Consider the following 14,317-nt stretch of genomic DNA (forward strand, 5'->3'; position numbering starts at 1 on the left):
AGGCCGAAATGCGAACTGCTACTGTAAAAAGAACAACTGGTGAAACTCAGATTGAACTTACCCTCAACCTGGACGGCACTGGCAAATGCGACGTAAAAAATCCAATCGGATTTTTTGACCATATGCTTAAGAGCTTCTGCAAGCACGGACTTTTTGACCTTAGCGGCAGCATTTCGGGCGACCTTGAAGTTGATCAGCACCACACAATCGAAGATACAGGAATCGTGCTCGGCGAATGCTTTAAGAAGGCCCTCGGCGATTGCGCAGGCATTTTCCGCTCAGGATTTTTCATCTATCCTATGGACGAAAGCCTTGTACAGGCAGCCGTTGATTTTGGCGGCCGCCCATACCTTGTAAATAACGCAAACCTCACAGGAATCCCTCTTGTCTCAGTTCAGAACGGTAAGGAAGGTACCTTCCAGACCGACTGCTTTGAAGACTTCTGGCAGGGCTTCGTAAACGCAGCAGCCTGCAATCTCCACATAGACGTAATCCGCGGCCGCAGCGACCACCACAAAATCGAAGGCGCTTTCAAAGCCGTATCCCGCGCCATCCGCGCCGCAGTAGAAATTGACGAACGTAGAGGCGGGGCTGTACCTAGTACTAAGGGTGTAATTTAGATAAAATATTTTCAGAATAAATTACTTACAGGTAAAAAATGCTCCCGGTCAGTAAGTGAGGTTCAAAACCGCGCCATAAGGCGCTACATGCTATTTTTGTAAGGAAACTATTGAATGCGCCGCTAGCGCGGCAGACAAAAATAGAATGTTTTTGCCCCTCACTTTCTTCCCTCGCACATTTTTTACAGGGAGCCTTACCAATGAAAATCTTAGTTATCGGTGACTCAATATTAAAAGGCGCCGTAACCGGCACAGCCAGCGGACATCTTTTCGATATTATAGAAGATTCAAGCCTGAATCTGGCACAGAAGGTCCTGGGCTTTGAAATGGACAACCAGTCAGTTTTTGGAAACACAATCGCAAAAGGTCAGCGTAAACTCAACAAAATGCTTGAACGCGGCGAAACTGCTGACTTCTGCATCGTTGAATTCTGCGGAAACGACAGTGATTACGATTGGGCACTTGTAAGCGAAAATCCAAACGAAGCTCACATTCAGCGTACTCCGCCTGCAGATTTTATCCGCATTTATTCAGAAATGATAGAAACTCTGCGCGAGCACAAAATCACTCCGGTAATTATGATAAGTCCAGCCTTGTGTGCAGAACGCTGGTTCAATCACATCACCAACGGACATAATGCCCAGAATATTCTGAACTTTTTAGGCGGCGACAAGGAAAAGCCTTTCAAAAATCAGAAAGAATACGACGAGGCTCTTTTAGACTTTGCTAAAAAGAACAAGGTGCAGTATGTAAATATGCGCGAGCCTATGCTTGAAAGCGGAAAGTTTGACGACCTGATGTGTCAGGATGGAATCCATCCGAATGAGGCAGGCTATCGCTTTATGTCAGAAATCTGGATTAAAGAAATCCCAAATCTAAAAAAAGAATTTTAGGAAAAATTAATGAACGAAATCGTAATATATACAGATGGCGGCTGCCACGGAAATCCAGGCCCCGGCGGCTGGGGAATTGTTGTAATTGCTGACGGCGTTGCAAAACAGCTTTCCGGCGGCGAAAAACTCACTACAAACAACCGCATGGAACTCTGCGCCGCAATCGCAGGACTTTCTGTTGTAAAAAATACCCCGACCTTTGCAGGCCGCCCTGTCACAGTAAATATCGACAGCCAGTACGTAAAAAACGGCATCACCACCTGGATAAAATCCTGGAAGGCAAAGGGCTGGAAAACTGCTGACAAAAAGCCTGTAAAAAATCAGGATCTCTGGGTGCAGCTGGACGAATTAAACGCTCAGTTGACCGTAAGCTGGAACTGGGTAAAAGGTCACGCCGGCATTCAGTATAACGAAGTCTGCGACCAGCTTTGTCAGGCTGAAATTGCAAAGTTTGAATAAAGTCGAAAAAAATCTTCAAAATTTCTAATATTTTTCTTCAACTCATTTCCGAATTTTTATTGTCTGCGGATACATTATAGTATGAAGAAAAATATTTTTACTATTCTTGCAGGGCTGGCTTTTCTTTTTTTATCCTGTCAGAATTGTTTAATTTCAGAGGAAGAAAAGGTTGAGTTTATTTTGCCGGTTTGGGAAGAGTCGCTTCCAAAACTTTCCCGCTGGAAAATATCTGCGGCTTCTGCCGATTTTGAAAAAGACTTTTTTCTTGATGGGGATGAAAAAGCTTTTTCATTTACGGTGAACCGGAACGAGCCTTTTTGCCTCACGGCAGCCCCTCTTACTCTTCTCAGCGACGGAAGCGAAGTCAATTTTTTTAAACCGGCAGGCGCTCTTTACCCTTACTTTGCAGAGGGAGATGCTTCTTCTCTGCATTGTGTTCTGACCTGGGAAGCCGGCTTTACGGCAGAGGCAATGCAGAAAATTATCAGCAGTAAAAAAGAAACGGAGCTTTCATCGGATGCAGTGAAAACTTTTCTTATGCAGTTCAACTGGAAAAAACTGCAGGAAAAAATAAATCAGAATATAGCAGCTTCAATTCTTTCTTTTGAAAGCGACTCAAAAACAAAGTTCTATAATCCCTGGCAGCTTGATTCCTTCATGCTTCTGGATAACCTGAGTTTTGCGATTTTTGATTCTAAATACCTGAATAACTCCTATATTTTTACTGTAGAACTTGAGCTGCTGAGAATCCCGCAAGATAGGACCCTTCTTTCCTCCTTTCTTCCCGAAAATCAAATCCTTCAAAAGTACAGATATCTGACTCTTAAAAAGAAGACCCCTCAAATCTATATGATGGACAATACTTATGCTCTTACTCTTTCTGCAAGCTCGGCAAAAAAGGTCTCAGCCGACCTGACCTACATGCCGATATTAATAGAAGATTATGAGCATTCGGACTAATTTTATTTGCATGGCTTTTGTAGTTTTTTCTCTGGGATTATTTTTCGGCTGTAAGGAAAAGGTTCAGCCTTTTGAAAATGAAGAAGCGATTCCTCAGATTTCTTTGAAGGCAAACAATGGAAGTCATAGCTGGTATTATTTTACGCGAACGGATTTTAAGCCGGTTGATAAAATTCAAAATGTTCCTTTTAGTCCGCTGACTCCCTGGACCGAGGCTGTGCGTATTTCCAGCGCCAACTGTGCAACTACCGAGGGAGAAAATAAGGCTTTTGCCGTTGTAAACCGCCTTGGAATCATCAGTTTTAATGGCGAAGAAAAACAGCTTTCTAAGGATGAAAATATTTTCACTGATCGCACTGCAGGAAATCTTATTTTTTTGAACGAAACGCCGATTTTTTCTGTTTTTAAAAGCGCCTTCTTTAATGACACAATTAAGGACTATAAATATTCGGCTGCCGATGCCCAGCATCTTTTCTTGATTCAGTTTGATCCTCAGTCTCGCATTTCCTATCCCATTATCAACTGCAATAATCTTGTAAAACTTCCTAATTCTGAGGTGATTGATTATTACTGGGACGGAATCAACTGGACCTGCTGTGTAAAAACTATTTCTGACGTTAAAACTGATTTTACCTACATTAACTGGAAGCCGGTTCCTTCGCTTTTGACGCTGAGCCCTGTGAATGCTAACTCAAATATTTCTGTTACGGAAAGTTCTCAGGATGAGTTCCGGGCAAAAAAAGAGCAGCTGGAATATAAGTTTGCCCCAGAGCGTATAAAAAAACTGCTGGCTGGCTTTTCTAAAAAGACTAATTTTGCAATCGATGTAAAAACCTCGGGCGGATCTTCCTGGAGAAATTATAAAAATACAGCTCAGTCGGGCTGGGCACCTGCGGGAGGGGCTGGGGAAGGAGCTTCTTCTGGCGCTGGTAGGGAACTCTACGCAACTGCAATTCTTGCACAGACCTGGAGTGCCGCTTTATTTGAAGACGGGACCCTCTTTCTGGAAGGCGCTCTTCCCGGCAAGCACATTCTTCGCGGAGGAAAGCCTGTTGCAATCCGGCTTCCAAAGCTTCCTGTGGATTATGTCTACTCTGATTTTGTAATTTCCGGTACAACTCTGTATGCGGCCTGGGAAGAATCTTCTTTCTATAAAACCGGTCGTGCGGGATTTGTTGAAATAAATTTGAACAAATCTTTGTATTCTAAGTTATAATGATGATGATGAAAGGTAAGTTTATCTTTTCAGTCATTTTTTTATCTCTCTTAAATTTTGCAGCCTTCGGGGAGACTTTGCAGGAAGATGAAACTCCATCTCCTGTGGAAACTACCGCCCCAGCGCCTTCCTTTTTTTCTGCCTGCGATTTAACTGCAGAGTTTTCTCCAGCTATTTACATAAACCCGGAAAGCAGTCTTGTAAGCGCCCCAAGTCCTGTAATATATCCTGTCAGCATTGGCTTTCTCTGGCCCAATTATACAAAGATTGCCATTCAGCCTACGCTGAGTTTTTTTACTATGTATCACCTCTGGTACGATGGTCAGGCTCTTCCTGCCGAAATTGAAAACCGCACTTCACAGACTGTAAGCCTTTTGCTGGATATTCCTGCTGTTTTTTCAATATATTCCAGCGAAAAATCCCGCTTTCAGTTTTCTTCCGGTCTTGCCTTTTTGATGCGTTTTGGTATTCTTGCAGGCGGCGTAAAAGATTCAGATTCCGGCTATAGCGGCACTGCCGGTTCCGACCTTGATCATATTAATTCCTACTTCTGGTCAAATGCCCGCTTTTTATATTTTTCTCTAGGTGCCAGCTGGCTCTACGACTTAGTTCCCCATCTCCGCCTTGGCCCTGTATTCCATACTTATCTGCCGCTGGGAACTATGTTCGCCGGGGAAGGTGTACAGGGTATGATAATAAGTCTGGGGTTAAAACTGAATTTTCATCTATAACTGTAAGGCAAAAATGCGTAGCATGGGGGGGCATAATAATTTGGTTACGAAACCTGGCGGGAGGGAGCAGAGTGCAGGGCAAAAACATTCTATTTTTGTCTGCCGCGCTAGCGGCGCATTCAATAGTTTCCTTACAAAAATAGCATGTAGCGAGGTACCGAGCGGTTTTGGCCTGTACTCTGATCCCGGTAGCCAAGATTTAGTAATACTTTATTAATTTTAGTCCCACTTCAATTGACATAAACTTATAAATATCATATCCTTGAGCCATGAATAACAAATTGCTACTACTATCTCTATCTTCTCTTTTTTACTGCAAGCGATAGGTAGTGTGATTTATTCATATTCAGATTAAATTGCAAATAACAAAGACCTGTCCTTGCGACGGGTCTTTTTTTTTTAGGAGAAATATATTATGAAGAACGTTGAAAAGTACAAGCCATTCCAGCCGATTCCAATTACAAACCGAACCTGGCCGACTAAGACTATCACAAAGGCGCCAACCTGGGTGTCTGTAGATTTGCGCGACGGAAACCAGGCCCTTATCAATCCTATGGGTGTTGAACAGAAACTTGAATTTTTTGACCTTCTTGTAAAACTCGGCTTTAAGGAAATCGAAGTTGGTTTCCCTTCAGCATCTGATACTGAATTTAATTTTATGCGCCGCCTTATCGAAGAAAATCACGTGCCGGAAGATGTTACCCTTCAGGTTCTCTGTCAGGCCCGCGAGCATCTGGTAATCCGCACTTTTGAAGCTCTCAAAGGTGTAAAAAAGGCAATTTTCCACATTTATAACTCAACTTCTCCGGCTCAGCGCAAGTACACCTTCAATAAATCAAAAGAAGAAATCAAACAGATTGCGATTGACGGTGTAAAATGCGTAAAAAACTGCCTGAAAGATGCCGGCGACACAGATATCCGCCTGGAATACTCACCGGAAAGTTTCTCTAACACAGAAATTGACTATGCTGTAGAAGTTTGTGAAGCTGTAATGAAGGAATGGGGCGCAACTCCAGATAACAAAATCATTTTGAACCTGCCAACAACTGTTGAATGTGCTTTGCCTAACCAGTTTGCAGACCAGATTGAATACTTCTGCCAGAAGATTTCTGACCGCAATTCCTGCATAATTTCCCTCCACAACCACAATGACCGTGGAGAAGGTGTTGCTCAGTGTGAACTTGGACTCCTTGCCGGCGCTGACCGCGTGGAAGGCTGTCTCTTTGGAAACGGTGAACGCACTGGAAACCTGGACATTGTAACTGTTGCCTTGAATATGTATACACAGGGAGTTGATCCTCAGCTGGATTTCAGCAATATCGAACACATTGCAAACGACTATATGCGCCTGACCGGTATGTCAATTCACCCTCGTACTCCTTATGCCGGTGAACTTGTATTTACTGCTTTCTCTGGTTCTCATCAGGACGCAATCCGCAAGGGTATGGCTGCCCGCACAAAGATGGAAGACAATGCCGTTTGGGATGTACCATATCTCCCAATTGACCCGCACGATATCGGTCGCCAGTACGAAGGAATTATCCGTATCAACAGTCAGAGCGGAAAGGGAGGAGCTGCTTACATCCTCGAACAGGATTTTGGAATTGTTGCGCCAAAGGCTATGCACCCTGCAATCGGCGAAGTTATCAAAACTGCCGCAGACAAGGCTCAGCGCGAGCTTAAATCTCAGGAGCTTTATGACGAGTTTGCAGCCCGCTGGCTCAATACAAAAACACCTCTCAACGTTATCGAAATCAGCGAGCGTCATATTGAAGGTGAACGCGGTGAGAACGAAAACGAGCAGGTAGCTTGTATGGCAACTGTTGCCTGGGAAGGCAAAAATTATGCAATCGCTGCTAACGGAAACGGACCTTTGGATGCCTTTGTAAATGCCATGAAGCAGACTCCGGCTCCTCGTTTCAATATCACAAGCTTCCACGAGCATTCTATCGGTAAAGGTTCTGATACAAAGGCTATTGCCTACGTTCAGATTACCAAGGAAGACGGAAATCAGGTTTGGGGTGTAGGAAAGAGCTCTAACGTTGGCCGCGCCGGTATTGCCGCCGTTGTCAGCGCCCTCAACTTTTAGCAAATATTTTTGCAGATTTTGAATTCCAGTGATAGAATTAAAGAATGATTACAACTCCAGACTATAACAATTGCATTGTAAACTTCTCTAATTCTATCCTTAAATATTATGGTCTAAAGCCAGGACATCCTACAATGACTGCTGTAGACCGTACCCTTTCAAAAAATTACAAGAATGTAGTCGTAATAATTCTTGACGGGCTTGGAATGGATGCCATAAATCATCACCTCCAGCCCGATGATTTTTTACGCAAAAACCTTAAAGCAGGAATTACTTCGGTTTTTCCGTCTTCTACAACTCCTGGCCTTACTTCCTTTGAAACAGCCCAGATGCCAATTGAACACGGCTGGCTTGGCGAAACAATGTTCTTCCGCCAGGAATATAAAATCGTAAACTGCTTTGATAATACCCTTAAGGATTCTTCTGAACCTGCGGGCTTTTTCTATCTTGCCGACTATTATCTTCCAAACGAAAAGCTTGATGAAATGCTGGCAAAAATCGGAAGAGTCCAGGTAAACCGCATTTCGCCGATGGGAAAAAATCCTTTTGCGAAAATCGACAGTATTACAGCCCGTGTAAAACGTGTCTGCCAGTCTAAGTGGAAGAGTTTTACCTTTGCCTATTGTGATGAGCCTTTCTGTACCATGCGTTCTAAAGGTGCTTATCATCCTGATAATACTCAGCTTATTAAAATCCTTAATGAAAAAATGGAAGTTCTTTGCAACAGCCTTAGTGATACAGTTGTCCTGATTACTTCTACTCACGGAATTTCTGATGTTGAAAACATAATGCTTTCAAAAGACAGCGAAATTGCTGAAATGCTTCAGTTCCCGATTTCTATGGAAAGCCGCGCTGTAAGCTTTTACGTAAAGCCGGAGTGTAAGGACAGCTTCCGCCAGAAATTTGAAGCAAAATACGGAAGTGATTTTATTCTTTATTCTAAGGAAGATATTGAAAATAAAAAGCTTTTTGGTAATGGCGAGCCTAACAAAAATATTACCGGAATTGGTGATTTTATTGCTGTTGCCACAAGCGACAAGGCTTTTATCTGGGATGAAAACTCTCCGTCAAAAATCTGTGCCTGTGGCGGTCTGACCGATAAGGAAGTTCGAGTCCCTCTTATCATCATAGAAAAAGAGGGTGAAAATACTCTTGCTTTCGAAAGAAGAAAGTAATGCGGCGGTTAAAAATTTTTCTTAAAAATTTGCAGTGCATGTAACCGCCTGAACCATTCTGCTCAGCAGAATGGTGTTGCAATTATGTTAAAATAATTTCTTTACAGCGGCCATGAACTTTTCTCCACGGTCAAATTCGTTGTTGAACATTCCAAAGGAAGTTGCGCCCGGAGAAAATACAATTACTTCCGAAGTTGCATCAACAGGGCTTTCATCCCCTGCTTTTGCTGCCTTTTCTGCCTGCTTTACAAGATTTGCCTTGAGGCAGGTAAGCAGTTCATCAAGAGAATCAAAATCCCCGTAATAAGTTCTGCCTTTGTCATCAAGCGCCGGTAAAATTTTATCGGTGGCAGTTCCGCTTAAAAAGTAAATGTCCTTTACCGGGTGCTCGCCTGCTTCCGGACTGGCAAGGACTCTTACCAGTGGATCAAGCTCCAGCCCCTTGTCGGTACCGCCGGTAATCAGGGTAACAGGTTTTCCAAAGGCCTGCGTTGCCGCAGCCGCTGCTTCCGGAACAGTTGCACAGGAATCATTGTAGAATTTGTATTCTTTTGAGCCGAATTTACAGGAATAAAAATACTGAAGGCGGTGGGTAATTCCCTGCCAGCTTCCAAGAATGGAAATGATTTTTTCTGCAGGAACGTGCATAAGGTACATAACAAGGGCCGCATTCAAAACGTTAGTGCGCATGTGTTCGCCAGGAACTGAAAGACCCTTCAAAATTATTTCAGCCTCTTCCATCTGAGGCAAAAGAATTTTTCCGGTAAAATTGCCTTTTTCATCCTTTTCCTGCCATACACCGTAGACTTTTCCATCAGACTCTTTTGGTTTTTCTCCAGAGTAGCGGAGTACAGTCGCCTTAGATTCGCCTGCAAAAAGATTTCCCCAGGTTCCGCCACACGCAGGCCCAGTTCCAGGCTCATCGCCGCCAAAATCAAAAATAGAATAGTCGCCCCGGCTCTGGTTTGCGTAAATCAGGCGCTTGTCTGCAACGTAATCTTCCATATTGCCGTACCAGTTCTGATGATCCGGCACGATTTTTGTAATCACAGAAATATAAGGGCGAGGAACTCCGCGTCCCCGCAAATCCGCAAGCTGCCAGGAAGAAAATTCAATTACAACCGGAGTGTCGCTGGAAACTTCATCAAAAAAAGTTAGCGGGCTTACGGTAATGTTTCCGCCCAGAAAACTCTTGTAGCCAGCCTGTGTAAGTCCATAGTGAATTGCGCTTACGGTAGAAGATTTTCCCTTGCTTCCGGTAACCGCAATAATAGGGCAGTCCGTAAAGCGCAGAAAAATGCTCAGGTCAGTTTCAATGGCGCGGGCAGCCGCCAGATATTTGTTTCCTTCGTATTTTATTCCAGGGTTTTTAATAACGCAGTCAGCATTTTCAAAGTCTTCAATCCGGTGCTCGCCCAGGTGGAAGGTCAGGTTTTTTAGCGGCAGCGATTTATCCGCCATCAGCGCGTCTACAGAAGGTTTAAGCTGCTCGGCAGACTTCATATCGGTAGAAATAACGTAAGCGCCCTTTTTCAAAAAAAAGCGTACTGCCGCAAGTCCTCCGCCGTTCAAGCCAAGTCCCATAACGGTTACCCGCTTGCCCTTAATGTCCTCAATTGACGAAAATGCACATTTATTGCTGTAAGAATGAAACTCCATATATAATCCTCATTAGGAGGGGAAAGCCTTCCCCTGGTTCCAGCCTGCTTCGCAGTCTTCCACCACCCTTTCTAGCGGGGAGACCCCGCAGCGCCCCCGTCCTGAAAATAAAAAAGGTCTCTCCTTAGCGGAAAGACCTCTTAAATCCTGCCGGGAACCGGGGTCGAACCGGCACGCCGATTGCTCGGCACAGGATTTTAAGTCCTGGGCGTCTACCAGTTCCGCCATCCCGGCAAGTGATGTTAATAATAGTAGAAAATAGCAAAAGTTTCAATCACAGGGCATAATAAATTATGCAGGTGAACTGGTGCGTGCGAAAAGCCTAAGTCAAAACCGCGCCATAAGGCGCTACATGCTATTTTTGGTTGGAAACTATTGGACAGGCCGCTAGCGCGGCACCCAAAAATAGAATGTTTTTGCCTCAGGCTTTTCGCCCGCACCAAGATTTAGCCGCAATAATTATTTATCCGTTTGTCCTGTTTTCAATAATCTGCTAAAATGTCGCCATGATTAAAGATTGCCACGGAGTTCCGCTTCCAGTTTTTGCGGATGGAAAAGTTGTTAGTGTAAGTGTAGTCGAAGGCGCAAATCCTTCGGGTTCTGTAAAAAATCTTAAAATAAGTCTTTCGGCAGGTAACCAGCTTCCTCTCCCGGGGCAGTTTTACATGCTTCATGCAAAGAGAAGCGACGTGCTTTTGCCACGTCCAATCAGCGTTTATCATTCAGAAAAGCGGGCAGATGGCAGCGTAGAAATCCAGTTTTTAATTTTAGTAAAAGGAAAGGGAACTGTAGAACTTACCGCTCTGCGACCAGATGATCAGGTTAGCCTTTTAGGCCCTTGTGGAAACCGCTTTGAAGTTGCTGCAGGCTCTCGTGTCTGCATCGTGGGCGGAGGAATCGGTGTGGCGCCGGTAGCTGGCCTTGCAGAATCTCTTTCTGCCGCTTCTTACGACTTTTTTGCCTCTTTTAAGAGTGGCTCTTATGGGCTTGACTACATAAAACCCGCAAATCTTACTATTACAACTGATGACGGTTCTGTGGGCCTACACGGAATGCTTTCTGTGGCATTTACAGCAGAACTTCTTCAATCAAAAAAATATGATGCAGTTTATGCCTGCGGTCCAACTCCTATGCTTGCCTATATTCAGAAGGTTTGTGCAGAAAGTGGCACAAAATGCTATTTGAGTATGGAAGCCCACATGGCTTGTGGAGTCGGTGTTTGTCTTGGCTGTGTAATTGACACTACTGAAGGTAAAAAACGCTGCTGTAAGGAAGGCCCGATTTTTGAAGGCAGCAAGCTGATTTTTGAGAAAAAAGACAGCGTTGGCGGAGTAAAAATCCAGCCTCGCCGAGACCCTCTTGCAGATGGCCTGGAACCAGATTTGAGCGTAGACCTTGCGGGCGTTCATTTTGAAAATCCTGTAATCGGCTCTTCCGGCGCCTTTGGTTTTGGAACTGAATATGCTTCTGTTTTTGATGTAAACCGCCTTGGAGGAATTTCCAGCAAAGGTCTTACCCTTGAGCCTCGCCAGGGTAATGACGGAATCCGTCTTTGGGAAACTCCAAGTGGCCTTATGAATTCAATTGGTTTGCAGAATCCTGGAATTCCTCATTTTATAAAAGAAGAGCTTCCTCAGATGATGGCCCTTAAGCCTGTTGCAATTGCAAACCTTTCGGGCTCGTCGCTTGAAACTTATGTAGAAGGTGCAAAACTTCTTGATAAAACTGATGTTCCGATGATTGAACTTAATATTTCCTGTCCTAATGTTAGTGCAGGAGGTGCAGCTTTTGGAATGACCTGTTCGGCAGCTGGCGATGTTGTTCGTGCAGTTCGTGTCGCAACTTCAAAACCTCTTGTCGTAAAACTGACTCCACAGGCACCTGATTTAATTGGCGTTGCAATGGAATGTATTAAGGCTGGGGCTCAGGGAATAAGTCTTTGTAATTCTTTCCAGGGAATTGCGGTTGATATAGAACGCGGAGTTCCTGTTTTTGAAAAGGTAAAAGCCGGGGTAGGCGGGCCTGCAGTCCGTCCGATTGCGGTGAGACTTGTTTACGAACTTGTAGAAGCAATTAATAAGCTTCCGGAAAGCCAGCGGGTTCCTGTAATTGCGATTGGTGGCATTGCCACCTGGCAGGATGCCGTTGAATTTATTATGGCGGGGGCACATGCTCTGCAGGTTGGAACTGCAACCTTTGCAAATCCTTATGCCATGGTAGAAATTATTGACGGTCTTGCTGCCTTTATGAAGCGCAAGGGCTACAAGAGTCTTGATGATTTCCGTGGCTGTATACAACGATAAAGCCCAAAACGCTTGCGCTTATGCGCAAGTGACAGGCGGTTAGGTGCCTTCGGAAGTTGGAATGATGCATTTTTAACCGACGCATAAAAAAAGGCTATCGGGGTAAACCCGACAGCCTAAACCTCCTAATTCGCGGAACTAGTCCGCCAAGAAATCAGCTGGCGCTGATTTCTAATGAATTATCAAATTAGTCTTTAACCCAGCCGAAGATAGCGCAAAGCCAGCCGGCAAGAATTAGATAGAATCCAAAATAAGCGTGTTTAATGAAGCTTTTTCCTGCTGCACGCCAGATTTTTCCACCCAAAGAAGAGTCGCTGAGAACTCCAGTCAAAAGAAGACAAAGAATAACTCCGCCTGCAAGTGTTATTGCCAGAGCAATAAGTCTATGAGTTTTGTTGAAGTTTGCTAAAAGTGAAAAAATGATTCCAAGAGCAGCACCAATACAAATCAAAAGAATTCCAACTGTAGAAGTTCCAAAGTTTTTGAAATCAAGGAATTTGAATGCATTTGGAGTCTGTCCCAAAACCTTTACAATAGGACAAAGAAGGCCTGCAATAACCAGAGCCATACCAATAAAATAAACGATGTTAGAATTTAATAATTTCTTTCCCATTTTTTCTCCGTTTATTAATATTTAAATTATATCACAGCTTTTAAAATAACAAAAACTTAATTTTTTGTTATTTTTTTTCACAAAAAATTAAGTTTTTCATCATATTTTACCCTAAACAAAAAGCGTTTTTGTGTCGCGGCACAAAAGCTGAACTGCAATTCTGCCAGAATAAACTGCAATCGGAAGTCCGCCAGGCATCATTGTACGCTGTCCTGCAAAATAAACGCCCTGCACAGTCGGAAGCTTCTGCGGGTAGTTGTACTGCTTTGTGCCTTTTTCCCAGACACTCATCCAGGAACCTTCAAAACTTGAACAGTAACGCTCGTAAGTGCAAGGGGTAGCGACATCTGTTACTTCAACCTTATCCTTTGTTTCCGGAATATATTCTGCAAGGATTTCTATAAAGCGTTTTGCAAGTTCTTCTTTCTTCTGTTTGTAAGTGCCGTCTTCCTTTGCCTGTTTCCAGTAATAGTAACTTGGGCCCAGAAAAAGACTGGTGATTGCAGAGCCGCCTTCCGGTGCCCGTCCCTTAAAGCTTGCGTAGTTATAAATTCTGAATTCATTGAATTTTACGCCTGCAATTTCAAAGGGTTCTTTAAGCGGAAATACCATTGCCTTTGGAAGATGGCTTAAATCAGCCTTTATTCCGGCACAGATAAAGACATTCTGCTCTGAAACAACGTTCTTTCTCATTTTGTTTGCAACAGGATCATTAATCATCGTGTCAAAAAGAGTGTCGATTGCATTTCTCATATCCTGAGTTACGATTACTGCATCACAAGGAAGAATTTCTCCCCCGATTTTTACGCCTGTTACCTTGCCTTCAATATCCAGTTCAATATTTTCAATCTTCTTTTTGAATTCGATTTTTCCGCCAAGAGCCTTGTAGGTGTCCAGCATGTTCTGTCCCATTGTTACAGAACCACCTTCCGGATAGCCGCAGTCTCCGCTGGCAAAACTTGCAATAGTGTAGATAAAACTCATTGCGTTGTAGCGGTAACCGATTGAACCCATCAAAAGGTGGCGGACATCTTCGTTTTTAAACTGATTTACATATTCTTCGTAAGACATGTTTACAAGCTTGCTGTACTTCAAGCCGGCCGGTGCCATTTTTAAAAGCTCTGCAAGTCCCGGATGGCGGGGATTTTTTGCCTTTAATCCCATGACATCATTTACAACAAGATGTACGTTTATAAGGGCTTTTACATCATTGTAAAATTTTGCAATCATCTTTTTATCTTCAGGTGCAAAGTCCCTCAGCTGATTGCAAAGCTTGTCTAAATCACGATACATGTAAAGCTTTTTATCACCGTTAATGTAAACGTAATATGGATCTCTGTTTTCTATAGGATTGTTTTCTTTGAGTGCGCCGGTTTCTTTCCAGATCTGGTAAAGTGGCATTTTTGGCGAAGAACCTGTAAGCCAGTGCATTCCTCCTTCAAAATAATAACCTTTGCGGCTCCAGCTTGTGCTGAGTCCTCCAAAAGTCATATGCTGCTCGTAAATTGTTACATCAAATCCGCTGCGGGCTGCGTAGATACCTGCGCTTAAACCCGAAATTCCCGCTCCGATTACGAAAATTTTTTTGCTCATAATAAT

At 43.6% G+C, this 14,317-nt stretch carries 12 protein-coding genes and 1 tRNA gene; 9 read left to right on the top strand and 4 right to left on the bottom strand.

Annotation, left to right across the window (positions count from 1 at the left end):
- The first annotated feature begins 8 nt into the window (after nucleotides 1–8).
- The 8 genes from hisB (at nucleotide 9) to MSI_RS04365 (ending at nucleotide 8,143) form a co-directional block, all read left to right on the top strand.
- Nucleotides 9–620, top strand: a complete 612-nt coding sequence (gene hisB / locus MSI_RS04330; RefSeq protein WP_009104082.1) for an imidazoleglycerol-phosphate dehydratase HisB — start codon at nucleotides 9–11, stop codon at nucleotides 618–620.
- Between the two features lie 200 nt (nucleotides 621–820).
- Nucleotides 821–1,513, top strand: a complete 693-nt coding sequence (locus MSI_RS04335; RefSeq protein WP_009104084.1) for an SGNH/GDSL hydrolase family protein — start codon at nucleotides 821–823, stop codon at nucleotides 1,511–1,513.
- Between the two features lie 9 nt (nucleotides 1,514–1,522).
- Complete coding sequence (rnhA, locus tag MSI_RS04340; protein ID WP_009104086.1) at nucleotides 1,523–1,972, top strand: ribonuclease HI; 450 nt, start codon at nucleotides 1,523–1,525, stop codon at nucleotides 1,970–1,972.
- A gap of 81 nt (nucleotides 1,973–2,053) precedes the next feature.
- Nucleotides 2,054–2,932, top strand: coding sequence for a hypothetical protein (locus MSI_RS04345; RefSeq protein WP_009104088.1), 879 nt, complete (start codon nucleotides 2,054–2,056; stop codon nucleotides 2,930–2,932).
- 10 nt (nucleotides 2,933–2,942) lie between these two features.
- The gene (locus MSI_RS04350) at nucleotides 2,943–4,148 is read left to right on the top strand and encodes a hypothetical protein (RefSeq protein ID WP_009104092.1); all 1,206 of its coding nucleotides are present in this window, start codon (nucleotides 2,943–2,945) and stop codon (nucleotides 4,146–4,148) included.
- Nucleotides 4,148–4,879, top strand: a complete 732-nt coding sequence (locus tag MSI_RS04355; RefSeq protein WP_009104095.1) for a hypothetical protein — start codon at nucleotides 4,148–4,150, stop codon at nucleotides 4,877–4,879. The genes MSI_RS04350 and MSI_RS04355 overlap by 1 nt, the downstream gene beginning before the upstream one ends.
- 415 nt (nucleotides 4,880–5,294) lie before the next feature.
- Nucleotides 5,295–6,968 (top strand): 2-isopropylmalate synthase, encoded by a 1,674-nt coding sequence (gene leuA / locus MSI_RS04360; RefSeq protein WP_009104098.1) that lies wholly within the window; start codon nucleotides 5,295–5,297, stop codon nucleotides 6,966–6,968.
- Between the two features lie 44 nt (nucleotides 6,969–7,012).
- Nucleotides 7,013–8,143: an alkaline phosphatase family protein gene (locus MSI_RS04365; protein ID WP_009104101.1), complete on the top strand. Its 1,131-nt coding sequence runs from the start codon at nucleotides 7,013–7,015 to the stop codon at nucleotides 8,141–8,143.
- Nucleotides 8,144–8,230: 87 nt separating this feature from the next.
- On the opposite strand, the gene murD is transcribed toward MSI_RS04365, so the two are convergent.
- Both murD and MSI_RS04375 read right to left on the bottom strand, forming a co-directional pair.
- Nucleotides 8,231–9,802: a UDP-N-acetylmuramoyl-L-alanine--D-glutamate ligase gene (gene murD / locus MSI_RS04370; protein WP_009104103.1), complete on the bottom strand. Its 1,572-nt coding sequence runs from the start codon at nucleotides 9,800–9,802 to the stop codon at nucleotides 8,231–8,233.
- A 148-nt stretch (nucleotides 9,803–9,950) separates the two neighbouring features.
- Nucleotides 9,951–10,036: transfer RNA gene (locus tag MSI_RS04375), tRNA-Leu, on the bottom strand.
- A gap of 272 nt (nucleotides 10,037–10,308) precedes the next feature.
- Between MSI_RS04375 and MSI_RS04380 the strand changes: the two genes are divergently transcribed.
- Nucleotides 10,309–12,105, top strand: coding sequence for a dihydroorotate dehydrogenase (locus MSI_RS04380; RefSeq protein WP_009104104.1), 1,797 nt, complete (start codon nucleotides 10,309–10,311; stop codon nucleotides 12,103–12,105).
- A 187-nt stretch (nucleotides 12,106–12,292) separates the two neighbouring features.
- Here MSI_RS04380 and MSI_RS04385 read toward each other — a convergent pair whose 3' ends face one another.
- Together MSI_RS04385 and MSI_RS04390 are read right to left on the bottom strand one after the other, a co-directional pair.
- Entirely contained in the window at nucleotides 12,293–12,718 is a 426-nt protein-coding gene (locus tag MSI_RS04385; protein ID WP_009104106.1) for a hypothetical protein, read from the bottom strand.
- A 111-nt stretch (nucleotides 12,719–12,829) separates the two neighbouring features.
- Nucleotides 12,830–14,311 carry an NAD(P)/FAD-dependent oxidoreductase gene (locus MSI_RS04390; RefSeq protein WP_009104109.1) on the bottom strand — a complete coding sequence of 494 codons (1,482 nt, stop codon included), beginning with the start codon at nucleotides 14,309–14,311 and terminating at the stop codon, nucleotides 12,830–12,832.
- Between the last annotated feature and the right edge of the window lie 6 nt (nucleotides 14,312–14,317).

It is taken from the genome of Treponema sp. JC4 (assembly GCF_000260795.1).
In the GTDB taxonomy this organism is placed as follows: Bacteria; Spirochaetota; Spirochaetia; order Treponematales; family Treponemataceae; genus Treponema_D.